This window comes from Blautia marasmi (assembly GCF_900258535.1).
Lineage (GTDB): Bacteria > Bacillota > Clostridia > Lachnospirales > Lachnospiraceae > Blautia > Blautia hominis.
The window spans coordinates 4,233,461-4,257,909 of sequence record NZ_OIWX01000001.1 but is presented as its reverse complement, the minus strand read 5'-3'; the positions used below and the strand labels follow the sequence as shown (position 1 = coordinate 4,257,909).

The following is a 24,449-nucleotide window of genomic DNA, read 5'->3' as shown; positions in this document are numbered from 1 at the left end:
CCTCCTTTTTCAGGCTTGCTTATCAGTTCCATTTCTCTTTTTTGATAACTCCATTATAAAAGATTGTCTTCGTCAGTTCAACTTATTTCTTGCAGGATCAGGTATAAAAGGCATTACCCGTAACGGAGTATATTCCTCTGGGGGTGATCCGAATCTCCGGGATAACAGGCAGTGCCATAAAGGACAGCGCAATAAACGGATCCATCCCATTTGGCACACCCATTTCATGTGCCTTTTGAATCATTTTTTCCAGCTTTTGGTTGGCCTTTTCAAACCCCATGTCTGTCATAAGCCCCATGATCGGAAGCTCCAGTGTCTCATAGATCTGATGGCTGTGCACAAGCGTATACCCTCCCTGGGTACGGATCAGTTCCCTGACAGCCAGTTCCATATCCTCATCATTGTCGCCGATGACGATTATATTATGGGAATCATGGGAGACGCTGGAAGCTGCGGCTCCGCACTGCAGGCCATATCCCTTCACGAATCCCACTCCCACCATTCCGGTATGTTTGTGTCTCTCAACCACCGCTATTTTCTGTATCTTCCCATTCCCCTCCAGATGGTCCTGACAGATCTCCTCCTCCATGATATCCTTTGTGGTGATCTGTCCTTCTTCCATCAAAATGACATGGCAGGGGAAGGAACCGGTATATTTCAGTTTATCTCTTGTGAACGCCTTTACATGTACGGTATTTTTCAGTTCCAAAGGACAGGTATGGACCGGACAGGCATTTTCCGCTTTCACGATCTGCCCTTTGTAGTAAACCTCCCGGACTGCCGCCTGCTCCAGGTCATCCAGCACCAGAAGGTCCGCCTGGTACCCCGGCGCCACTGCCCCAATGCGGGACAGCCCGTAGCACTTGGCCGCCTGGATGGTCGCCATCCGGATAGCGTGGACCGGATCAATTCCCAGAGCAGCTGCCTTTCTCACATTATGGTCTATATGGCCTTCTCTTTTTATATCCTCAATATGCTTGTCATCTGTGCAGAAGCAGAAACCATCTGTACTCATATGCTCCTCTACGATCCCCTGTACAATGTCCTTCAGATTTCTGGCAGCGCTGCCCTCGCGTATGTGAACGGTCATTCCGTTTCTCCGCTCCCTCAAGGCATAGGCAAACTCCGAGCACTCATGGTCCGTGGAAATCCCTGCCATGACATAGGCCTGGAGATCCGGCTCCTGAAGAAACGGCGCGTGTCCGTCCCGCACCCTCCTCTCAAAGAGCTGCAGCTTTTCGTGCATTTGCGGATCACCTTCCACCACAGAGATATAGTCCATAACCTCCCCAAGGCCCAGGATGCGCTCATTTTTAAGATAAGGCTCCATCATATCCGCGGTGATCCTGCACGCATTGTCATCAATGCCCGTAGCCGGTACACAGGACGGCATCATGACAAACACATTGGCGGAGACTTCCTCCGTTTCCCTCAAAATATAGTCAATCCCGGCCAGCCCGGCTACATTAGCCGACTCATGCGGGTCAACGATAAAAGTAGTGGTCCCACACAAAACAGCCTGGGAAATCAGCTCTTTTGGTGTCACCAGCGTAGATTCCAGATGCAGATGGCTGTCAATAAATCCGGGGCACACATATTTCCCCTTCAGATCCTTTTCCCGGATGCCCTTATATGTGCCGATCCCGGCGATCATGCCGTCCGCTATGGCAATATCCCCCTCTATGATCTCCTCTGTAAAAACATTGACAATCTTCGCATCCTTCAAAACAAAATCTGCTTTTTCCAAACCTCGGGCAATATCTGAACATTTTTTAAATCTCTCTAACTTCACTCTATCATCTCCCATAATCCACGAACCAGATCATTTCACTTATCACTGAAATCCTGTCCTGCCAAAAGTCCCGTCAGGGTATCCCGCAGTATATTCACGTCTATCGGTTTTGCTACATGGGCATTCATCCCCGCATCCATGGCTTCCTGCACATCCTCCGCAAAAGCGTTTGCCGTCATTGCTATGATGGGAATGGCCAGCGCGTCCTCCCGCTCCATTTTTCTGATGGCACGGGCCGCCTCATATCCATTCATACGCGGCATACGGATATCCATCAGCACCGCGTCATAAGTTCCGGGCTGCGCCCTTGAAAATTCTTCGACGGTCTGTATACCATCTGTCTTTACCACGGTTACTGCCCCCTGCATTTTAAGCAGTTCACACAGGATCTCCGAGTTGATGGCATTGTCCTCCGCAACCAGAAAGCAGCGCCCTGTCAGTGTTTTGGCGGCATTCTCTTCCTTGGTCACGGCATCCAATCCCCGGTCTGCATCTTCTTTCTCCGGTACTGCCTCACATCTAAGCTCAACACAAAATGTACTGCCCTCGTGCACTTTACTCTTAACCCATATCCTGCCTCCCATAAGGTCCACAAGACCCTTGGTAATACTCAGTCCCAGCCCGGTGCCCTCCACCGATGTGATGTTGTTGTTCCGCGCAAACGCCTCAAAGATATGCTCCACAAAATCTTCCGTCATGCCAATGCCTGTATCGCGGACAGTAAACCGATAGCACACCCGGGCGTCCCCACAGTCAAGTTCTGTCTCTTCCGCCAGAAAATCCACACTGCCGCCTTCCGGTGTAAATTTAATGGCATTACTCAGAATATTTATCAAGATCTGATTGATACGAAGCTTATCCCCATAAAAGATCCCGTGTCTGATCCCTTTAGACTCCATATGAAATTTCAGGGCGTTTGCCTCCACCTGTGGCTCCATCATGACAGACAGCTCCTCCAGCAGCTCAGGCATAGATATCCGCATGTGGTTCAGTATGATCTTGGAACGCTCGATTTTGCTCATATCCAGAATATCGTTAATAAGGCTCAGGAGATATTTGGATGAAGAGGATATCTTTTTCAGACAGTCCTCCACCCTCCCTCTGTCGTCCAGATTGGCGGCAGCCAGGGATGTCATGCCTATTACAGCATTCATGGGTGTCCGGATATCATGGCTCATGGAGGAAAGGAATTCGCTCTTTGCCCGGTTCGCCTCCTCCGCCAGAGCCAGCGCATCCTGCAGGGCATCCTTTGCCTTTCTCTCTGCTGCCAGCATGTCCGTCACATCCGCCCGGACCATACAGACCCTTCTGCGGCTTCTGTCTCCCCAGAGCACATTGATCTGCTTATACCGCATTCCCTCCCTGGACTTGTACGGAAGTACAAAATCATAGCCTGACGGCTTTTCTTCCAGGTGTCTCAGCATATTATCCAGGTCAAAATACGCCTCCTCCTCTCTCTCCAGTTGACTGGTGATATAAAAATCCGTAATACTTTTTACCAGATCCCTGTAATTATCTAAAATATAAGGGGACAGGTTCTCCAGCACCGTCTGACGGGTATACATAGTCACATGTCCGCCGCTCACATCCACAAAGGCCATGAGTTCAAACGTATAGGCCACTACATTCAGCATACTCTGCTGTTCCCGCACCGAGTCTGTGATATCCGTTCTGGACAGACATACACGCCCAAGCCTTAGATCAATGGCTGAAACTGTCATATTCTTTGTCAGGACTTCCCCCTTTTCATCCATGATGGAGAAATGGAACGAATAACTGTCTTCCCTTTTCAGGCGTTTTGTCATGTATTCCCTGGTAAGCATCTTTATGACATTTTCTTTATCCCTGGGCACTACCCTGGAATGATACATCTCTGTGACCTTCCGGGAATAACAGCCCCGGGAGTTAGGATAATCGCCGGCAGAGCCGTCACTGGTAAGGACTGTGTAGCTGTCGTTCAGAAGATCTACATCAAGCACCAGATCATAGCTGGTCACTGAAAGCTGCCGCAGTATCCGTTCCGATATGGTCTGCTCAGTGATGTCCGTCACTGTGAGGATTCCGGTGACACCGCCCGTATCCGGTGTTTCCACCAGATTTACTTTGAACTGCACATAACGGCCGTGCTGCTCCTTCGGCAACTTTACATAGCACTCCAGTATCTGCTCTGTATCCCCCTTCTTAAACGCCTCATAGGCCGGCGCATTCAGATAGGTATCCAGAAAAGCCTGCCGCATATCAGGCTCTTCCACCAGCCCGGCAATGCCCGTAAAAAACGTTTCCCTTACATCCCCAAAGGTTTTCAAAAGATCAGAGTCCGTATAATCAATGATCTCCAGGATCTTATTCTGGGTTATGCTGCAATGTCCCACGATCAGCGCATTGGGTCCGGGGGTGCGGTAATGCTGCAGGATCAAGTCATTATACTGCTTTCGTATCTGCGCTTTTTCCTCCCGTTCCCTGGTCATATCATGGTATCCGGCATACACGCGCTGTTCCCCATTGACGCTTTTGATCAATGACAAGGTGTTTTTCACCCACACATAACCACCGTCACCTGCCTGCAGCCTGTATACCATTTCGCAATGGCCTTTCCCCACAGCAAGGTACGCTTCCATCTGTTCATCCACAAACGCTCTGTCCTCCGGGTGTACGCCGGCCATGGCATCCTTTCGGTAAATTTCCCATGCCTGTTCCCGGGTCATCTTCGTCATTTCAGCAAAACCCTCGGACAAAAATTCCGGTATCATTGTGCCGTCCTGCTCATATCTCATGACAGCCACACCTCCGGGCAGATACTTCAGCACGGTTTGGAAATACTGCTCCAGCCTTTCTTTTTCGTCCTGTGTCTTGACCTCCTCTGTGATGTCTCTCACGTATTTGATATAGGCCGGAATGCCGTTCCAGTCCGTCTCGCGGAAGCGGACATTATAGCAGCGGTTATTTTCCCTGTCCACCATGCGGTGGACTTCCCCATCCGGCTGATGCTCCTGCTGGGTACAGAATTCACAGGGCGTGTCTTTTCCGTGGAGGGCTGAGTAACATTTCTGCCCCAGACGTTTATTCCCTCCTTCAAACAGCATCTTTGACTCATTGGCATAGAGAAGGTCGTAATTCTCTTTTGCAATGACATAAATCCCGTCCGCCGTATCGTTTGCAATGCTCTGAAACAGCCTGGCTTCTGCCGACATCCCGGTAAAGACCGCATAGAATCCCATTACTTCCCCATAGGTATCCATTCTCCGGCCCCTCAGATGGATCCAGATCAGACTTCCGTCTTTATGCCGCATCCGATAAGACACATCCAGGACTTTGCCATTTTCAAGGGCCGCCCGCATGGCTGACAGCACCCGTTCTCTGTCCTGTTCGTAAATCATTCGGAATGCGTCATACTGCTGCAGTTCCTCTCTGGTGTGTCCGGAAAGTGCCATAACACCGTCTGATATAAAGATGGGCGTGATCTTATCTCCCTCTATCCGATAGCTGGCAATCCCTCCCGGTATGGAGTTTACCAGATGATCCATCTCAAGCTGAGTCTCTTTCAGATCCGAGATATTATGGAAAACGCAGTGGAGGAGCGGACAGCCGTGGTCCTCCCCGATCCATTTCACATGGGCACGGACCCAGACAATATGTCCGTCCCGATGCAGTTTGCGGAATTCAAACTTTAAAACTTTATGGGTCTGTATGACCTCCATGGCCTTCAAAACCACCATCTCCGTGTCTTCCCGGTAGGTCATCTCCGCTGCATCCCGTTTTATCATCTCCTGATATTCCTCGACCGTATATCCTGTCAGTTCCGGTACGCCGTCAGAAAAATAGATGGTTTCAAAAATGTCGGATACTCTGTAAATAGCAACCCCACCGGGAATGGCATTGACAATATCCTGCATCTTGTCCTTTGCAGCCATAAGCTCTTGTTCCATCTGTATCTTTTCGCTTACGTCCTTGTAAACTCCATAGAGCAGCTTCGTCTTATCCGGCTGTGTTTTTACAGAGGCCTCAAGCTGGATCCAGTGGTACGCCTCTTCCCGGTCATTCCAGACACGATATGTATGCTCCATGGTCTGTCCGCTGTGTATTGCTTTCTGAATCTTATCCTGAAGCAGACCGCAGTCATCCGGATGAACCCCCATATAACTGGTTTTTTTCTCAATGATGCGGATATGTTCCTTGGAATACCCCATAATTTCGTAAAAGGCAGGGTTGTGAAACACCGGTAAGATCTTTTCTCCGTCATAGCGATAAACACAGAGTCCGCAGGGAATGCTGCAGAAAGTAGTCTGAAGTTCCTTTTTCAGTACAACGGACTGCTCCTCATCCCGTTTTCTGTCCGTAATGTCCTGTATATACTCAATATGCGCAGCTTCTCCATTCCATTCGATCATTTTGCCACTGAGCTGATAGATCCTGCCATTGACCGGATGATAATACTCCCGGGTCAGCAGTACCTCTCTGCTCATTTTGTCTTCCCGGCAAAACCGGCACGGCTCATCAAAGCCTGCCACCTGGTAACAGCACCTTTGTTCCGCCCCTTCCTGCGGCATAAATATATCCCGTGCCAGCCGGTTGGCGTACAGTATTTTATATGTATCCGCTGAACTGACACAGACAGCCATGGGTGCATGATCCATCAGTGCCTTTACCTGGTCTGCGGAAAGAGAAACTTCCCGTATCATGACGCTACCTCCCTTACCTTTTTTGCATACTTCATAACAATATTTTAAATTGGTCTGAAAATTCCATTTTTCTTTACATATTTCCTTTAATTTTATCATAACAAGCATAAATCTGCAATCTTTTTGAAAAGAACATCACCAAAATACGCACAAAAACCAGGTTTGAACATGACCGCTGCCAGCCTCCATTTGTCCAAACCCATAAAATGCGGGATAAGCCAGAGACTTTTCATTGCGTATACTGTGAAACAACAGTATAATATGTTTATTGGTAACTGTTCAGTACCCTCTCAGTTACAGGCAAAAATCCATGCAGAATCGCCTTTGGCGATGGGATTTTTGCTTGGCCGTGGTACACTTTCCTACGGTCAGCGCAGTGAATGCGCAGACCTACTGAATAGTTACGTTTATTGATCAAAAAGGGGGAGCGGACTAATGAAACGATATGACTTTGTAAACAACGGTGTAAGGAAAACAGATTTGTTTTTCCGGAAAGACGAGTAAGATATGGGCATTTTTTATGATATTTGCATGGGTTTGACTTCGGGTGTTATGATCGGTTTTTTGCTTGCCGGAATAAAGCAGCTTTTGAAAAAAGAATATACGGAAAAAGAAAGGGCATCCAACCAGCGGTTCATAAACAAGATCGCCCTTGCATTAAAATACCTTACGTTTTTATTGCTCATTATTGGCCTTATATGGTGTGTCTATTTTTTGATCCTGGGTGCCCTCATGCCTTCAAAGACAGATTACGCCAATAACATGGCAGAACTGATCGTATCAGTCCTCACAGTCATTTCCATCATTTTTGCCTTTGTGGAATTTCTGAGAAGAAAAGAGGATTAAGATCACAGCCTCCGGCAAACCCCACTGCCGGCTCTAATGCAGAAAAAAATAGCTGACCGCTCCATGCAGGAGTTGTCAGCTATTTTATGTCCCTGTGCCCCGACTGAACAGGGCACGGAAGCAGGTCTCCCGTAACTATCCGCTCTTGTGATCATAGTCGGTCTCGTCTCCGGTTACGATCATCGTCTCCTGCTCCTGCCAATAAAGGGGTAAGTGATCAGTTCTCTTTTATATGAAATTTTCCAATCTGGTCTTTCAGCAGGATCGCCTGTGCCGAGAGTTCTTCACTGGCTGCTGCGCTCTCCTCCGCGGTAGCCGAATTATCCTGCACCACATTGGAAATCTGTTCAATCCCCCTGGTCACCTGTTCTACATAATGAGCCTGCCCGCTGGATGCCTTTGAGATCTCATTCAGGGCTTCTGCCACTTCACCGGCCCCCCGCATTACATTCTGCAGGGATCTTGCCGTATCATCTGCAATTTTTGTCCCATGTTCCACTGCATTCAGGGAGTTATGGATAAGCTCCGTGGTGTTCTTCGCAGCCTCGGCGCTCTTGGATGCCAGGTTTCTGACTTCACCGGCCACGACAGAAAAACCTCTGCCCGCCTCACCCGCTCTTGCTGCCTCCACAGAGGCATTCAGCGCCAGGATATTTGTCTGGAATGCAATATCCTCGATGGCTTTTAAAATATCACCGATCTTCTGGGAACTCCTCCTGATGTCCTCCATGGCTGTCAGCATCTCCTGCATACGGCTGTTGCTCTCAACTGCCTCTCTCCCCACTGCGGAAGCCCTTTTACTGGCATTCTCTGAATTGGCAGCATTGGATGTTATCTGCTCAGAGATTTCATGGATACCCGAGGCAAGCTCCTCCACAGTACCGGCCTGTTCCGATGCGCCCTGTGCCAGTGACTGGGCACCGTCAGAAACCAGGCTGGAACCGCTTGACACTTGCTCTGCAGCATTGCTGATCTGTCCAAGCGTAGCATTCAAGGCTGTTGTGATCTGCTCCAGGGCCTCCTTAATATGTACAAAATCCCCCATATAACTGCCTTTCATCTCCACATCCAGGTTTCCGTTGGAAATTTCCCCCAGTATGTAAGACACATCGCTGATCATATCCTTCAGGGAACTGATGGTCCTGCGAATGCTACCCGCCAGGCGCCCTATTTCATCGTCTCTCTGAATCTCTATGTCCACATCCAGTCTGCCCTTTGCGAAATGCTCCATTTGACTGCTGATCTCTGCCAGAGGCTGCATCATCCTGCGGAGCACCGCCACGATCACAATGATCAGAAGGAGGAGGATCAGTACAGACAGCACTGCCATCAACAGTATCAGATGGCTGCGTGTGGCATTCATCTCCGAAACCGGCAGTGTGGCGATCGCCAGCCATTTTGTTGTCTGGCTGTTTCTGAATATGGCAGTATAGTCAATCCCCCTGTATGCAAAGCTATAGGTTCCGTTGTAATTTTCACGTACCTTTTTCTTATAGTCCTCTGTTATGTCCAGCTCATCCACATTTCTGTTGACGGATGTCTTGTCATTGCTGTAGATGTATACTGAACAGTTTGAGAGAAGCTCCATGTAGCCGTTTTCACCCACTTTTATCCCGGTAAGAAGTTCAGACAGGCTGTCCATAGTCACATCAAGTCCAAAAAATCCAATGATATCTGACCCCTCATCGGAAAAGACGGGAGCCACAACCGATATCACCGTCTCCCCGGAAAAAGCATCCTGATAAGGGTCCGATACTATAGGTTCCCGGCTTTCCATCACCATCTCGTACCATTCCAGATCTGCCATACCTGCTTTCCCTGTATCCCCTGAGGAGAACAGGTAATTGTCCGTTTTTTCATCTGCCACCCATACCTGCATCACTTTCTCGCCGGACATCCGTTCCAATACCTCCGACAGCTCGCGGGTCAGGGATTCTTTCTCTCCATACTTCTCAATATCATCCACGTTCTCCACAGAATTGAAGTATCTGATCAGCATACCGTCATTCTCATACATACTGGCAGCGGCTATCTTTCCCTTGAAAAAATCGTCCACAATGGAAATGGCATAATCCGTCTGTACATCCAGCAGCTTATTGTTAAGCTGGGAAATAGACTGGGATGCCACCACGCAGGCTGCCGCGATCATGATCACCAGGGCTGGTATCAGGACCACCAGCAGATTAAAACTTAATTTCCAGACAATTGACCCTTTTCTTTTTCCCCCTCTGTTTTCTGTATGTGCTTTTGATCTCTCTGTATTCTTCTCCATGTCCATAACCCCATTATCCTCCCTCAGCGCTTTTGTTCTTTTATTTTATCCCTGCGGTGAACCGGGCATGGCTTGTGAAACCCTGCAGCTTGGCAGCAGTGCCTCTGTGCCGGCCCCAAACACCTTCTGCCCATGTGGTGGAAATTTCTGCCGGTTTTACTAAAACATGAGGGAAAGAATAACAGAACTTTATAATAGGTATTTCTAATGACTAAACTTCTTGCTTTATGATAATATTTTCAAATTAATCTGAATATTATATTTTTGTTCACTTATTTCCTATAATTTTACCATAGCTAATATAAATACGCAATCTTTTTGAACAGACAAGGGTAACCGCTATGGGCACTGCCTGGACAAGTGCGCCGATCTGCGATTTCCTGCCCGCAGCAGCGATATTCGTATCTATATTTTTTTCTTCGTATATAGTATAATTAGGTTAGTGCCCTATCCGGCCCGAAACTGTACCGGATGAGCACCCGTCAAAAATTAAGAGGTGGGGAAAATGAGGAAAATAAAAGGAATACGAATGCTCTTTGTATGTGTTCTTTGCACAATTTTATTCACTGCATGTGAAGATCAAAAAAACACTTTGAATATTACGAGTAGCGAGAAAGGAGAAAAAGTACATGATGATATTGAGGCCGGAAACATCAGCCATGTCAATATAAGCGGAAATGCCAGATCTGTTATCATAAAGCAGAGTGAAAATAATAACTTTGAATTTTATAATGCCGACTTGAATCCTGATCATAAATATGAAGTCAGTTGTGACCAAAACGGCACTCTGCTTCATATCAGGGTTATGATGGAAAATGCCGAAGCGGACAATAATGTCCTTGGCTCCTTTGTTGTTTATATCCCCCGGAAAGAATTTGAAAAAATTGAAGCTGCCGGCGAATTTCATCAGATTCATTTCGGTACAATACACTCGGATGTGTTTATCCACGCAGACAAATCCCTTGTATTTCTTGAATTAGAGGCTGATCAATTGGATCATAACATTACGCTGGATGGTTCCGGATCAAGTGTATTTCCGGGTGTTTCTGTTTATCTAGATAAATTACCTGATAATATTAAAATGGATTTTAATACCATTCAAAACGGTACCATTAATGATCCGCAGCATCTGCTCAAAAGGAACCGTCTGGAATTAGGTTCGGGAAAACCTGTCATAAGCATCAACAATACGAAAGCGATAGATCTCTATGTTGAAGAGACCTTATAAATCTATCATTATTCTGCATAAAGCACTTTGTCTGCAATCTGATGGGGACAGGCCATAAGCCTGTCCCCATCGCGCCCATATCTGTACAATATTTCCACCGTACCCAATAAGGGGAAAGCAGCGCAGCCTGTATTCTGCCCTTCCGATCTGCACTTATTCCCACTCAGACGCAAATCTGTCATGCACTGCCCGCATAGCCATTTCCGCTTCTGATTCTTTGATCACCGCTGTGATACGGATCTCGGAAGTTGTGACCATATCCGTGTTGATCCCAGCGTTTGACAGAGCCTCGAACATCTTTGCCGCCACGCCCGGATTGGAGCTTACCCCTGCTCCGACCACGGAAACCTTCGCCACATCCTCCTCACAGCCCACGTTGGCATTTCCTATCACATCGCTGTATTTTTTCAGAAGGTCAAGCGTCATCATCATATCCGGCCTTGCCACAGTGAATGTCAGCGTCTTGGTTCCGTCTTTTTCCAGTGACTGGATCATGACATCAATGTTTACCCCGTTCTTTGCCATGAGGTTCAGGAGCCGGAAGGTACTCTCCGGGTTGTCCTTCATACCCGAAACTGCGATTTTTGCAATATTTTTATCAACGGCCACACCGCTTATCAGCATTTTTTCCATCTTTGTTGTCTCCTTCACAATGGTTCCTTCTTCTTCACTCATGCTGGACTTTACCACCAGATTCACATTATACCGCCTTGCCATCTCCACGCAGCGGCTGTGCAGCACCTTTGCCCCCAGGGATGCAAATTCCAGCATTTCCTCGTAAGTTACTTCCGGCATCTTCCTGGCATCCGGTACAATGCGGGGGTCTGCCGTGTATACACCGTCCACATCTGTATAAATCTCGCACAGATCCGCATTCAGGGCAGCCGCAAGCGCCACAGCGGTAGTGTCAGAACCGCCTCTTCCCAGGGTGGTAACATCATCGTATTTATTGATGCCCTGGAATCCGGTCACTACAACAATCTTGTTGGAATCCAGCTCTTTGGTGATTCTCTCAGTATCTATCCTTTTCAACTTGGCGTTCTGATACGCAGAAGTGGTGTGCATGGGTACCTGCCACGCATTCAGGGAAATGGCGGTCACTCCCATCTGGATCATTGTCATAGCCATGAGGGATACAGACACCTGCTCCCCTGTGGCCAGGAGCATGTCCATCTCACGTCTGGACGGCATTTTACTAATCTCTCCCGCCTGGGCCAGCAGTCCGTCCGTGGTTTTTCCCATTGCGGAGAGGACCACAACCACCTGGTTTCCCTCTTTCCGTTTTTTAATGCAGCGCTCTGCCACATTTCTTATCTTCTCCAGATCAGCCACAGAGCTGCCGCCGAATTTCATTACTACAAGCATGCTATTCTCCTATTCCTTCCGTACTCTGAATCCTATCATCTGTGCGAATATACTTTTTCTGCAACAGATGAAAATCATAATCCATTATACCACTATCCATGTATGTTTGCGACATAATAAATACAGATATGTCAAAAAGGAACCGGCATTGGCTGTTCAGCTTTTGGGGCTTAACAGCTAATACCGGCTCCTCTTTTTTCAGATACGCTCACTGGCAAGGCTCCACATGATCTACACGCCGTATGTACGGCTGCAGCTCCCCTGTATCTTACCGGAAATCTGTACTGTCTTTTCAAAAAAATATAGGGTATACAGTCATCAAAGCTGCCTGTCATAATACCGTAATGCAGCCAATTCAAGAAAGCCACGAACAGTATGACATAAGTCAAACAACAAGGTGATATCCGCTTCTGCTTGATATTTATATGATCTGTACGCTGTTTACCAATATATGAACGTTTTCTTTCGGCGTATCTCCTCCAAGTGCACAGCCCGGTCCCAATATAAATCCTGTGGAAGTCTTTCCTCCAACCGTCTCCAGGGTCCGTTCAACTGCTTCTGTTACTTCCTGCTGTGTTCCGTTAGAAAGCAGTACAGGATTTATCTGGCCCAGCAGAGCACATTTTCCCCTGGACTCTCTGACTGCGGCTTCCAGATTCGTCTTCTGGTCAATCTCCAGTATGTCTGCCCCCAGGTTGCACATTTTATCTATGATTTTCGTAGCGTTTCCGCAAATGTGCAGGGAAATCATGCCGCCTTTTGCATGGACAGCGTCTATCACCCTTTTCTCATACGGCGCCGCAAAGGTTTCGTACATGGCCGGTGATATGACATCCGGTCCTGCAGTGCTGTCCCCCATGGATGTCATGGGTACTCCCAAGGAAAGCAGTTTTTCATGATACTGCACACATGCCTCGGTACAAAGATCCAGCAGTCTGTGCACATCCTCTTTTGCCTCTTCATCCATCAAATCTTCCAGAAGCCGGTCCATGCCGTAAAGCTGGGAAGCCAGACTGAACGGTCCCTGGTCTCCCCGTCCAATTAAAAATACTTCTTTTCCGAAATGTTGAACCAATCTCTGCACAGTCAGGATCTGCGCATTCAGAAGCGGACTGTCCCAGATATTTTGGGGAATTTCCATATCCCGGATATCTTCCAGCTTTTTTATGGCCGTGGTGTGTGCCACCGGAGCACCTTTTTTTCTGTAGACCACTCCGCATCCCAGAGCCTGGGCCAGGGCTGCTGTACCATTTTCAATTAATAGCATGTCATGCCCAAACTCCTCCCACATTTTTATCTGCATTTCTGCCATTTTGCCGTCATCCAGCACAAACTGCCCGAAATCCATGCCGGAATCCTCTGCGCACATCAGAAAATCATGCAAATCTGTGGGAATTCTGTCGACCTCCTGTAATCCAATGGCAGCCAGACACCGTTCATATGAACTCATATATTCTTTCATATGGGCTTATCCTTTCCTTTCTATCATTATACCAATTTTCGCTATACCCGGCGGATATCCGAATCCATCCTGCCTATCATTCTTCACTGCCGGCACAGGAGGACTCCCCGGCAGGGACGAATTTCAGCACCAGCAAACCACCCCCGAAAGTCTTGTCTCTCTTTATCCTCCATGCACGATCGGATAAAGATTTCACATCCCCGGATATTTCCATCTGTCCTCCCGGTATTTCACCAAACAGAACCGATACCCGGTATCTGCGCTTGGTATCAAGTATCCGGTCCAGCTCTAAATTAATCTGCACATCCTCATTTTCATCAGGGTTGGCTGCAACCAGAAGAACTTGGCCCTCTCGGCTGTAACAATATGGAACCGGAAGCGTCCTGGCCGCTTTGTAACCCACAGGACAGTAATGATTTTTTTCTTCGCCCATCCGTCCCGGTGTGATCAGGTGAGGGTGTTCTCTCCTGATCTTAATGATGCATTTCATGTCTTCCAGCATTTCAGCTTTCTCCGGTCTTTCCAACTGTTCCCAGTCTAACCAGCTCCCGTAAAGCCAGCGCCCCGTTCCCGGTTCCCCCTCTCCGTATAATCCAGGAGCCAATCGGGGCAGAGGCCGGAAATCCGCATCAAATTCCTCACCTGACATAAAGATCGGAATACCCGGTGCCAAAAGTGATGTGTATCCGGCCAGATAACGGCTCCCCCTGACTCCATACGGGTTCTCATCCCCGGGAAATCCAACCCAGCCATTGTCATGGCAGCTTAGCTGGATGGATAAAAACTGCCCGTCCTGAATTCTGAGAGGAAATTCCAAAATCAGTCCGTTCCTAATTTCCGTGTATTCCACCTTGTAGTCCACTTCCATGACCTCTTCCAAATTGCTGTTCCAGACCTGACCGTTCTTATCCGTCACCTGTATATTTTTTATCTCTTTTTCCTTATGGATATTCTCCACCCGCAGTCTGCCCAGCTGGATATGGCAGGCAGTGCAGCCGTCAGCACATAAAACTTCCTTTGTAAAATGACCCTCATAGATCACTTCCGGTACTTTACTTTTTTCAAACCATAAAGTGTCCCTGCTGTCCTGAACGGTTCCGTCTCGGTATATTATTTTTACTTCGTACCGTTCGTTCGCCCGCATCTGCCTGTCTTGGCAGTAACCTGCTGCATCATACAGCATACGGAATGAGAGATTCTGCCCACTATTGTTGCTTATTACCTCCCCGTGCTGGAGAATGTCTGTCACACCCCGGATCGCAGGACCGGTTTCCGCAATGATGGTAATTCTCTTTCCTCTCTCCGCAGCCTTTCGGCGGATCATGGCCCAGAGGTCATTGCGGTAATGGGCAACGTCCAAACGGTAGCCGTCAACCCCGAATCGTTCTATGTACCAAAGCCAGGTATCCACCCACCACCGGTCCAGATCCTCATGGCCGCCATACCAGTCAAAATCACGCATACCCCAGGAGCCTCCCCGGAACCAGTTCGGATGCTCCTTCACAAGAGGGCTGTCCTCCATGACACCATGGGTTATCACATCCAGGAATACCTTGATGCCGTGTCTGTGGGCACTCTCTATGAGATGCCTGAAGTCCTCCTCTGTTCCCAGACTGGGGTCTAAACGATCCGGACGGATGCAGGCATATTCCGTCCAGATATTATAAAAATGGCCGGGATCACAGAGCTGATGTCCGGTAAGCCACACCCCATTGATCCCCAGTTCCTCCAGATACGGAAGTTTCTCTTCCATGGAAGCAAACGTACCGGACTCCGGTCCGTTTGGTGACGTAAAGCCTTTTGTTGCAATTTCATAGATGATCAGCCGTTCCAGATACTCCGGCGCGTCAATAACCTGATAAGCCATATCATTTTCCTTTCCTTACTGTCTCGTATCTTCATAATTTTAATGTTACGATCATAAACCGCCCTCTTATCCCTTGACAGAACCAGCCACCATACTCTCCGCAATCTGTTCCTGCAGGATCACGTATACCACCACTGTCGGCAGAATACACATCACAAGTGCCGCAAACATAGAAGAATAGTTAAAACTGAATGTGGATGTAAAATATTTGATCGTCAGCGGTAGCGTCCTGTTCTTTTCACTGGAGGTGAGCAGCATGGCGTACATAAACTCATTCCAGGAAAAAATAAAGGTAAGGATAGCAGAACTTGCCATAGCCGGCTTACTGAGCGGAAGCATGATCTTTGTATATGTCTTCAAAAATCCGGCGCCGTCCATATAGGCTGCCTCCTCCAGCTCCCTGGGCACTGCCACGAAAAAGTTTCTCATCAAAAACAGGCTGAGTGCCATTCCGAATCCGGTATAAATGAGGATCAGTCCTGCCTTTGTATCGTACAGTCCCAGCTTGTTGATGACAAAATAAACCGGCTGCACCATGGCATTGGAGGGAATCAGCATGGAGGATATCAACAGGGTAAAAATGATCTTTTTTCCTTTAAACTCCGTCCTCGCCAGCACGTATCCGGCCATGGAATAAAGTATGACTGCCAATACCGTACTGATTCCCGCCACGAACAGAGAGGTGAAAAATCTGGAGATAATATCAACCTTTTCCAGGGCTATCCTGTACCCATCCAGATAGAGGGATGTGGGCAGGGAAAAGCTGGAGGAAAGGATCTGGCTGTTTGTCTTAAAGGATGACAAAAACACCCATAAAAAAGGAAACAGAGAGATAAGAATCACAATTCCCATGATCATATAGTCAAAGACCCGCTGTCCTGTCTGTTTTTTATTCTTCATTTCTCTCCACCTCTCAATCTGCACTGTCCATGCGGAACAGTTTGTTGCAGAACAGCATGACAATGATACCAAGGACCAGCAAAAGAATTCCAAGGGTATTGGCATAGCCATACTGGTTGCTCTGGATGATCTTATTTACCATCATAACAGAGATGGTCATACTGGAATCCCCAGGCCCCCCGTTCGTGGTCATATAAATAGATTCAAATTCTTTAAACACAGAGGTAACCGCCACTATGGCCCCCGTTCCCACAGCCCTGCGCAGCAAAGGCAGGTATATGTACCAGTCCACCTGTCTGGCTGTCGCCCCGTCTATCCTGGCTGCCTCCTCTATTTCCGAAGAAATGGAACTTAGTTCAGACAGCACGATCAAGGTGATCACCGCCGCATACCAGAGCCAGATATTGGTGACACTTAACAGCGCCGTATTGGAGTCCACCAGCCAGTTTCTGGTAAAACGCTCCAGCCCCACATTTTTCAAAAGCATGTTCAGGATCCCCACGTCCGGCTTGTAGATAAACACAAACATCAGCGCCAGCGCAGACCTGGAAATAATATTGGGGAGCATAAAGACCGACCTGGTAAAACGCCACCCTTTTCTCTTTCTCTTCAACACCAATGCAACCAACACTCCAAACGGAACATGCACCGCCACAGCCAGAAACGCCCAGAACAGTGTATGCCAAAGGGATGCATGGAACACAGGGTCTTGGAAGATCTTTACATAATTATCAAGGCCGATAAACCGCATACTCTGCATGCCGTCCCATTTGGTAAAGCTGGACACCAGGGCCAGAACCATTGGCCCCAGATAAACCAGCATGAACATCACCAGTGTGGGGATTAAAAATACAGCGATCCAGATTTTATTTTTCTGTTTCATCCCAATCACCCATAACCTATTCTATATCCTGCTTATACTGCGCTGCTCCTTCATTCATCAACTGGACAAATTCATCCACGGAGATGCTCCCTGACACCAGATTGGGAATCTCTCTTCCGAACACATCGTTCTGGGAAACAGGATCCCATTTTGTCTGATAGCTGGGCAGCACAGTCTTTACATCAGAGGAAGCGTCCACACAATTTTTCATAGGCGGGATCAGCTTGTCATATTCCTCCTGTGGGAAATCCACAACAGAAGACAGTTCCCCTGCCTCTACAGCCCTCTTGGTGCTGTAGACAGGCCTGGTATAATATTTCATAAACGCGATGGCTCCGTCAATGACATCCTGTCCGTAGTCTGTGGTAATACACCAGCTTGACTGTTCCATGGAACCAATCATTACATCACCGGGATATTTCGCATAGCCGACCTTGTCCGCAAAGCCCTCCGGCGCGTAATCCGCATCCGTAAGACTAGACATCATCCAGGGGCCATTGGCGATCATCGCTGTATTTCCACTGAAAAAGTTGTTGGCTGCCAGAGCATAAGTCCCGCCCACTGCATCGGATGTGGTATAGTCAAACTGCTTTTTCAGGATTTCCACAGCCTTTTTGAATTCCGGGTTGTCAAAATTATCCGGGAACTGCTGTGTCATAAATTTCTGCCCCTCTTCTGTCCCTCCCATGTAAGCGGTAGCAAGAAGCATGGGACACCAGGCTGTCTCTGTGGTGTGCAGGGACAATGCCGGGATATTGGCCTCTTTCAGCTTATCGCATGCGTTCCAGAAATCCTCCCAGGTCTCCGGAAAAGTTTCAATCCCCGCCTCTGCGAACAGTTCTTTGTTGTAGTACATGCCTGACAACTGAAGTCCTGCAGTGGGAATCTGATACATTTTACCGTCTTCCCTCGTAAATGTTTCAATGCCCTGAGGCATTAACTGGCCCTTCCATTCCGGGTCTTTCTCCAGATAGGGAGCCACATCCACCAGTCTTTCATTCTCTACCAGCAAATCGTAAAACGCAGGTTCCGGTCCAACCTGTATCAGTGCCGGCAGGGAGTTGGATGCATTCAGCATTTTCAGTTTGGAGCGGTAGTCATCTGCCGCACCTGCAAGATACTCCACTTCCATCTGATATTTGCCCTTATACTCTTCGTTAAAATCTTCCACTACCTCTTTCATCTGGATGTCCATGGCATCATTGGCACCCGTGGTGATGATAATGGGTATCTTTACTTCTCCTTCCTCCTTTGACGTCTGGCTTTTGGAAACGGCATCCGTTCCATCCTCAGATTTTGCATCACTGCCTTTGCTGTTTCCGCCCCCGCATCCAACCAGCAGAACTGCCGCAGCTACACTCAGAATCCTCATAACATTTTTCCTTTTCATTCATAGGAACCCCCTTTTCTTATAATTGCCGTAACTGTTCAGCGGTGTAAGTTTTCAGGACCGCTGAATGATTACTGATAACTGCATTATAGCAGTCCCCCTGTGTCAACATATACAAAAAAGAATACCTCTCCTGTTGTTTTCTATACATGTTATAGATTTTTATATCTGTATTCCGATATCATCTGCAACATTTAGCATATAATCCGTAAAAAAGCGCAGGACAATCAGCATATTATCCTACGCCTTTTTACAATATTTGAATAATCCCATCCTTTCACGGCTTCCAGCCATTTCCATACAGCATCACCTTCAGCATAATATCAGCCATCTGCTCTAAATTTACCCTACTCCACAGGAAGCATGATCTTACAGACTGTTCCCATCTCTTCCGTGCTCTCATAACTGATCCTAAAACGGTTTCCATATCTCAGGCAGAGTCTGCACACAACATTGGATATGCCATATCCCCCCTTTTTCTGGGGAAATGTCTGTTTTATCTGTTCCATTCCCTGATATTGCATCTGGTTGAGTTTATCCAGGATTTCAGGTTCCATGGCGCTTCCATTATTGCGGACACGCATAACCAGGAAGCTGTCCTCAGCGCTGACCTCCAACTGTATCTTCCCATCCTCCTCCATATCCGCAAACCCATACTTAATGCAGTTTTCCACCACAGGCTGCAGGATAATCTTTGGGATCATGACCTGCAGCACGGATTCCTCCGCTTTTATTTCATATGTAAACAGATCCTCATTTCTGATCTGCTCTATGTTCAGATAACATGTCACATGTTCCAGTTCATTTTTTACAGATACATCATTTTCCCCTTTGCTGATGCTGATCCGAAGCATACTGGACAGGGACTGGATCAGCCTCACCATAATCTCATCCCCATCCATCCTTGCCAGCATATGAATATTATCCAGTGTGTTGTATAGAAAATGGGGGTTAATCTGATAGACCAGGGAATTATATTCGTTAATACGGATCTCCTCCTGCTCCTTTTTCACTTCCCCCATTAAGGTGCCAATGTGTTTCAGCATTTTATTATAGGAAACTGCCACCTGGTCCAGTTCCGTGTTGGTACTGGTCTGTATTTCCTGGTTCAAGCTTTCTCCGTCAAAGTTGCTCATGATCCGGCTGATCGCGGAGATGGCTTTTCTGAAGGGGTGTGATACGAACGCGGACATAACAATACAGACTGCTGCAGATATCAGCATTGTCAAAACCATACTTTTCAGAAAGTTTCTGGCCGGTGCCCAAATGACGGCTTCCGGTACAACGGAAAGGAACATGAGGTTCCGGTTCTTGTCCGTATTGGCAAAGCAGATCCGGTTGTCAGCTGCAAAATGTACCACTTCACCTGCCTCGACGGCATCATCGGACAATTTTTCCTTTGCCTCCAGCAATATTTCCCTGCTGATTTCCGCCTCCTGGTCCTCCCCTCCCGTCCGGCAGCAGATTTCACCTTCCATGGTAGCCATGGCATAGATGGCAGGAGCGTGCTTATTGATATCAAAGAAAATATTGTCATAGAAGTCCTGATTCAGTTTTACGATCAGTATTCCCGGCTCTACGTTCTGTTCCATATGCCGGATATTCCGGACCAGGAAGATGCCTGAATCTTCCTGTCCGTTTCGATCGATCGTACTGTACATGATCTTTGTCAGGGAATAATTATCCGAAAGCGCTTCCCGCAGCTCTTCCGACAGAATGTCCTCTGGTTTCACATTTGATATTACTTTATTGGCAAAGTATTCATTTCCCTTGTTGTCAATAAATATCCCGTATTCTGTATATTGATTATTGGAATACCAGAGGCTTCTGTTTACATACACCTGGTCCTGAGGCAGGAGTTCTCTTCTCTCCAAGGATTTCTGGATATACGTGTTGGTGATATAATTCCTGGTCAGCTCGTCAAATCCCTGTTCCATCATCTGGTAATTTCCAATCATTTTGCTGTTGCTGTGAGAATAGTTTTCCATATTCAAATCCGTCACGTTTTTGTTTATGGAGCCTGCCAGAACCACTCCCATAATGCCAAGAGGCAGAATTGCTGCCAATATTGTAAAGATCACCAGCTTTTTACGAATACCATAAAACCGTTTATTGTTCTTCATACGTTTCTTTCCTGTACTCTGTGGGCAGACATCCTGTGTGTTTCTTAAACTGCTGTGTGAAATAAGAGGGATTGGGGATCCCCACCTTCTCACAAATTTCGGTTATGGTATCATCACTTGTTTTCAAAAGCTTTTTAGCCCGTTTGATCCTCTCCTCCAGCAAATACTGTTTGAAGGAACGCTGCATCCCCTGCCCGAAAAGCCTGCCAAAATATACAGGGTTCAGATGTACCTCCCTGGCTGCCATACCCACACTTAAAAACTCATCGTCCAGATGTTCCTGTACATATCCGATTGCCTGGCTGATGTAGGATTTGGCGTGACTGCGGATCTGGTCCAGTTCCGTCAGATCCCTCTGCTCCCCCTCTCCCTGTTCCAGGTTCTCCACTGCCTGCACATATACTTCTTTCAGTCCTTTCATCCCCCTGCTCATGCCGGATATGCCATACCGGAGATCAACCGCAAATTTCTGTTTCAGTATTTCCAGTTCTCTCTCCAGAATCGGGAGCACTAAATGTTCCTCCCGGGAAGCTGCCAGGATCATAATTCTGTAGCCGCTTTCGTTTTGGAAATAAAAATACTGATAAGATTCCCCCAGTCTGCTTTCTAAAAAAGCGGCGATTTCCTCCTGGGTAACGGCCTGCCCGTTTTTTTCATCCTGTATTCTGACAAGATCCAGGCAGACGGCCCGGTAAAAGAAAGTATCCCAGTCTTTTCTCCCAAAACGTTCCAGCTTTTCCTGCAGTTCCTCCTCGTCTATCTGGTCACCGCTGAATTTGCTGATCATATAATTTTCAAATACCTTCCGGTTATTTTCAATAAAGTGTTCATAGTCCTGAAGGATCTTTCTGCTCTTATTCGTCTGCCGGATCGTCTTCGCGGCTCCGCAAACGGCCTCTTCCAGTCTGCTGTCCTCTATGGGCTTTAAGAGATATGTAAATGCGCCCAGCTCGCAGGCTTTCTGTGCATATTCAAAATCACGGTATGCACTGATGACGATCCACAGGCATTTCTTTTTCGCCTGTCTGTTTACCTCCTGGATAAGTTCCAGTCCTGTCATTTGTTTCATGCGGATATCTGTTATCACAATATCCGGCTGTTTTTCAAGAATTTCTGCCACTGCCTTTCCCGGATTGCGCGATGTGCCCACCACCACGGCCCCCATTTTCTCCCAGGAATAAGTTGTCTCCAGCCCTTTTAGAATGATGGCCTCGTCATCCACCAAAAAAACTTTAATCTTCTCCATATTTTTGCCCCATGTTCTTTGATCTTTTGTGCTGCATCTTTAAATTCTGCATAGAGAGATGTCCCTGTGCGTTGCGTTTATTATACCGCGTAATCAGGGAGATTGGTAGTGTGAAACGGGAATGGCAGGGGATTGCCTGATGGCTTAAGGAGACTGGCGGGCGGCTGTGTCTGTTGTGTCCGTCCGATTATTTTTAACTTGTGGCAATATTATTTTATAAACCATACACTATAAAGAAAAAGGAAAATATAATATGAACTTTAATGACTTTCATTGTGGCTGCATGAAACCATGCGAAACATATTCCTACGCACAATACGGTGTACAAGCAAATCCGCCGTCTAAATCTGACTTGCCAATGGCTGTCTTGTTTCAGGAAGGTGAACAGATTTCTTTAACGGATACAGAAATCTTTCTGGAGCCGGGATATCTGTATCTTATAGATTTTATATTTTTAGCAACGCCGGAGGCGGACAGTTTCATGCAGATCACACCTAAAATCAATGGGACGCTTCAACTGTTGTATTCTTTTTTTGCCCCCACCGGTTCTGCGTCACGTAATGCTTCCGCATCCGGAAGTTTCACAGTCCCAGTTACTGAAAATAGTGCAAGCGTATCCTTCAATCTGACCTACCCGGATAAAGTTAGAAATATTGATATATCCGGCGCCGTGTCCGTTACTCTGCTTCATAAGATCAAGGGTACTAAGTGCTGACTAATAGACCGCGGCCTGTATTCTATGCGGGGAGACTGCGCCTTTACTTTGTTATTGTAATTATATCAGCTATTTGATATACTTTATAAAAACAACGGGTGAGCACCTACCGTATACAAGGCTATGTCTTGTATACGGTATTTGTTTTTGGGGGAAAGTTTGATAATGAACAGAGATAAAAATACAACGGAAAATATAGCGATCACATTGATCAGATTTTGTGTACCTCTTATTTTAAGCAGTATACTGCAGCAGCTCTATAATTGGGTGGATGCCTTTATAGTCGGAAATGCAGCGGGAGAAAAGGCGCTTGCCTCTATCGGTTCGACGGGTACCATCATTGATCTGTTTCTCAACGCTATTACGGGATTTACACTTGGGCTTTGTATTTTATTTGCACAAAAGTACGGTGCAGGTAAAAAGGCCCATATTTCAAGCATACTTTCTGTATTTTCCGTTATCCTAGGCGGTGTGTTTTTGCTAATCTCAATCATCGGTATAATAGGCGCGTATCCGCTGCTTCGTATCATGAATACAACACAGGATACTATTTATATGGCAAAGGATTATCTGCAGATAATATTGATTGGAATCCCTTTCCTTGCCGTATATAATGTTTATGCTTCAGCGCTTCGCGGGATTGGGAACAGCCGTGCACCTTTTGTATCTGTTTTATTTTCATCTGTTGTAAATGTCATACTGGATCTTGTTTTTGTAATTGTCTGGCACTGGGGTGTTGTAGGTGCCGCTATTGCAACTGTGATATCACAGGCTTTTATGACAATATTTATTATTTTATATAGTGTAAAGAAGCATTCCTGCCTTCGTTTCTCTGTAAGGAAATGGACATTAGACTACTCCGTTTTGAAAGAGGGGCTTCATTTAGGAATTCCTCCTATGATCCAATCCAGCATCACTTCACTTGGAGGGCTCATATTACAAAATTTCATGAATGGATTCGGAACACAGACCGTTGCCGCGATCACCACGGCCTACCGCGTGGATACTATGGTACTTTTGCCAATCGTGAATCTTGGCTCGGGAATATCCACAATTGTGGCACAGAATTTTGGTGCAGGAAGGAAAAGACAGATTCCCAAGATTGTCTGCGTTGGCACTGCAATGATGTTTTGCGTTTCCCTTTTGCTGACCTGGCTCATAGTGGAGACCGGCGGCTATTTGATCGCTATGTTTGGAGTAAGCCCGGAGGTAACGGAGATTGGGAAAAATTATTTTCAGACAATTGCTGTTTTCTATGCCATTTTTGGCATTGCGGCGTCGGTTCGGGGCTACATAGAAGGTATTGGGGATATACTGTTTTCCAGTATTGCAGGTGTTATTTCCCTGATCTCCCGGATCATATTTTCATATGCTTTTGTTGGATTGTGCGGGAATATGATCATAGCATATGCCGAGGCTGGTTCCTGGGGCGTTTTGTTACTTCTGTACACGTTTCATATTTTATTGAAGAAGATTTCTTTAAGATCTAAAAAACAGGAGTAAAAAGAAGGAGCAAAAAGAATAAAAGATTTGAACCGGTACACCTCAAGATCTGTCTGAATATAAACGGGGGCACGTAATATCTGTGCAGGCATAGGGCGCACCAGTTCTTTGCCCTTAAATAAATGCCTAATTTCGCAAAGTGGCGGGGAATGTTCCCATAGTCGGCTCCGTATAGAAG

At 46.9% G+C, this 24,449-nt stretch carries 15 protein-coding genes; 4 read left to right on the top strand and 11 right to left on the bottom strand.

Annotated features, from left to right (window positions below; translation table 11 throughout):
• Positions 1 to 97: 97 nt before the first annotated feature.
• Together ade and C6P39_RS18435 are read right to left on the bottom strand one after the other, a co-directional pair.
• Positions 98 to 1,792, bottom strand: coding sequence for an adenine deaminase (gene ade, locus C6P39_RS18440; protein ID WP_104804760.1), 1,695 nt, complete (start codon positions 1,790 to 1,792; stop codon positions 98 to 100).
• Positions 1,793 to 1,827: 35 nt separating this feature from the next.
• A complete protein-coding gene (locus tag C6P39_RS18435; protein WP_104805984.1) occupies positions 1,828 to 6,471 on the bottom strand; it encodes a hybrid sensor histidine kinase/response regulator in 4,644 nt (1,547 codons plus the stop codon).
• Between the two features lie 507 nt (positions 6,472 to 6,978).
• On the opposite strand from C6P39_RS18435, the gene C6P39_RS18430 reads away from it, so the two are divergent.
• Positions 6,979 to 7,317 carry a transporter gene (locus tag C6P39_RS18430; RefSeq protein WP_095170802.1) on the top strand — a complete coding sequence of 113 codons (339 nt, stop codon included), beginning with the start codon at positions 6,979 to 6,981 and terminating at the stop codon, positions 7,315 to 7,317.
• A gap of 217 nt (positions 7,318 to 7,534) precedes the next feature.
• On the opposite strand, the gene C6P39_RS18425 is transcribed toward C6P39_RS18430, so the two are convergent.
• Positions 7,535 to 9,595: a methyl-accepting chemotaxis protein gene (locus C6P39_RS18425; protein ID WP_330407091.1), complete on the bottom strand. Its 2,061-nt coding sequence runs from the start codon at positions 9,593 to 9,595 to the stop codon at positions 7,535 to 7,537.
• Positions 9,596 to 10,094: 499 nt separating this feature from the next.
• Here C6P39_RS18425 and C6P39_RS18420 point away from each other — a divergent pair, with 499 nt between their 5' ends.
• Entirely contained in the window at positions 10,095 to 10,817 is a 723-nt protein-coding gene (locus C6P39_RS18420) for a hypothetical protein (RefSeq protein WP_104804759.1), read from the top strand.
• Between the two features lie 153 nt (positions 10,818 to 10,970).
• Here C6P39_RS18420 and C6P39_RS18415 read toward each other — a convergent pair whose 3' ends face one another.
• The 8 genes from C6P39_RS18415 to C6P39_RS18380 form a co-directional block, all read right to left on the bottom strand.
• Complete coding sequence (locus tag C6P39_RS18415) at positions 10,971 to 12,182, bottom strand: aspartate kinase (RefSeq protein ID WP_095170807.1); 1,212 nt, start codon at positions 12,180 to 12,182, stop codon at positions 10,971 to 10,973.
• A gap of 421 nt (positions 12,183 to 12,603) precedes the next feature.
• Positions 12,604 to 13,644 (bottom strand): uroporphyrinogen decarboxylase family protein, encoded by a 1,041-nt coding sequence (locus tag C6P39_RS18410; protein WP_104804758.1) that lies wholly within the window; start codon positions 13,642 to 13,644, stop codon positions 12,604 to 12,606.
• 76 nt (positions 13,645 to 13,720) lie between these two features.
• Complete coding sequence (locus tag C6P39_RS18405; RefSeq protein ID WP_104804757.1) at positions 13,721 to 15,511, bottom strand: alpha-amylase family glycosyl hydrolase; 1,791 nt, start codon at positions 15,509 to 15,511, stop codon at positions 13,721 to 13,723.
• A gap of 66 nt (positions 15,512 to 15,577) precedes the next feature.
• On the bottom strand, positions 15,578 to 16,411 hold the full coding sequence (locus tag C6P39_RS18400) for a carbohydrate ABC transporter permease (protein ID WP_104804756.1): 834 nt from the start codon (positions 16,409 to 16,411) through the stop codon (positions 15,578 to 15,580).
• A 13-nt stretch (positions 16,412 to 16,424) separates the two neighbouring features.
• Positions 16,425 to 17,294: a carbohydrate ABC transporter permease gene (locus tag C6P39_RS18395; protein ID WP_104804755.1), complete on the bottom strand. Its 870-nt coding sequence runs from the start codon at positions 17,292 to 17,294 to the stop codon at positions 16,425 to 16,427.
• A gap of 16 nt (positions 17,295 to 17,310) precedes the next feature.
• Positions 17,311 to 18,684 carry an ABC transporter substrate-binding protein gene (locus tag C6P39_RS18390; protein ID WP_104804754.1) on the bottom strand — a complete coding sequence of 458 codons (1,374 nt, stop codon included), beginning with the start codon at positions 18,682 to 18,684 and terminating at the stop codon, positions 17,311 to 17,313.
• A 347-nt stretch (positions 18,685 to 19,031) separates the two neighbouring features.
• Positions 19,032 to 20,807, bottom strand: a complete 1,776-nt coding sequence (locus C6P39_RS18385; RefSeq protein WP_104804753.1) for a sensor histidine kinase — start codon at positions 20,805 to 20,807, stop codon at positions 19,032 to 19,034.
• The gene (locus C6P39_RS18380; protein WP_104804752.1) at positions 20,794 to 22,053 is read right to left on the bottom strand and encodes a response regulator transcription factor; all 1,260 of its coding nucleotides are present in this window, start codon (positions 22,051 to 22,053) and stop codon (positions 20,794 to 20,796) included. The genes C6P39_RS18385 and C6P39_RS18380 overlap by 14 nt, the downstream gene beginning before the upstream one ends.
• 253 nt (positions 22,054 to 22,306) lie before the next feature.
• On the opposite strand from C6P39_RS18380, the gene C6P39_RS18375 reads away from it, so the two are divergent.
• Together C6P39_RS18375 and C6P39_RS18370 are read left to right on the top strand one after the other, a co-directional pair.
• Positions 22,307 to 22,768 carry a hypothetical protein gene (locus C6P39_RS18375; RefSeq protein ID WP_242987077.1) on the top strand — a complete coding sequence of 154 codons (462 nt, stop codon included), beginning with the start codon at positions 22,307 to 22,309 and terminating at the stop codon, positions 22,766 to 22,768.
• A 165-nt stretch (positions 22,769 to 22,933) separates the two neighbouring features.
• On the top strand, positions 22,934 to 24,271 hold the full coding sequence (locus C6P39_RS18370) for an MATE family efflux transporter (RefSeq protein WP_104804751.1): 1,338 nt from the start codon (positions 22,934 to 22,936) through the stop codon (positions 24,269 to 24,271).
• Positions 24,272 to 24,449: the final 178 nt, after the last annotated feature.

What these genes read in the sequence shown, in the direction of transcription:
- C6P39_RS18385 (WP_104804753.1), bottom strand. Translation starts at nt 20,807, where the DNA reads ATGAAGAACAATAAACGGTTTTATGGTATTCGTAAAAAGCTGGTGATC.
- C6P39_RS18425 (WP_330407091.1), bottom strand. Translation starts at nt 9,595, where the DNA reads ATGGACATGGAGAAGAATACAGAGAGATCAAAAGCACATACAGAAAAC.
- C6P39_RS18370 (WP_104804751.1), top strand. Translation starts at nt 22,934, where the DNA reads ATGAACAGAGATAAAAATACAACGGAAAATATAGCGATCACATTGATC.
- C6P39_RS18375 (WP_242987077.1), top strand. Translation starts at nt 22,307, where the DNA reads ATGAACTTTAATGACTTTCATTGTGGCTGCATGAAACCATGCGAAACA.
- C6P39_RS18395 (WP_104804755.1), bottom strand. Translation starts at nt 17,294, where the DNA reads ATGAAACAGAAAAATAAAATCTGGATCGCTGTATTTTTAATCCCCACA.
- C6P39_RS18405 (WP_104804757.1), bottom strand. Translation starts at nt 15,511, where the DNA reads ATGGCTTATCAGGTTATTGACGCGCCGGAGTATCTGGAACGGCTGATC.
- C6P39_RS18410 (WP_104804758.1), bottom strand. Translation starts at nt 13,644, where the DNA reads ATGAAAGAATATATGAGTTCATATGAACGGTGTCTGGCTGCCATTGGA.
- C6P39_RS18390 (WP_104804754.1), bottom strand. Translation starts at nt 18,684, where the DNA reads ATGAAAAGGAAAAATGTTATGAGGATTCTGAGTGTAGCTGCGGCAGTT.
- C6P39_RS18435 (WP_104805984.1), bottom strand. Translation starts at nt 6,471, where the DNA reads ATGATACGGGAAGTTTCTCTTTCCGCAGACCAGGTAAAGGCACTGATG.
- C6P39_RS18430 (WP_095170802.1), top strand. Translation starts at nt 6,979, where the DNA reads ATGGGCATTTTTTATGATATTTGCATGGGTTTGACTTCGGGTGTTATG.
- C6P39_RS18420 (WP_104804759.1), top strand. Translation starts at nt 10,095, where the DNA reads ATGAGGAAAATAAAAGGAATACGAATGCTCTTTGTATGTGTTCTTTGC.
- C6P39_RS18400 (WP_104804756.1), bottom strand. Translation starts at nt 16,411, where the DNA reads ATGAAGAATAAAAAACAGACAGGACAGCGGGTCTTTGACTATATGATC.
- C6P39_RS18380 (WP_104804752.1), bottom strand. Translation starts at nt 22,053, where the DNA reads ATGGAGAAGATTAAAGTTTTTTTGGTGGATGACGAGGCCATCATTCTA.
- C6P39_RS18415 (WP_095170807.1), bottom strand. Translation starts at nt 12,182, where the DNA reads ATGCTTGTAGTAATGAAATTCGGCGGCAGCTCTGTGGCTGATCTGGAG.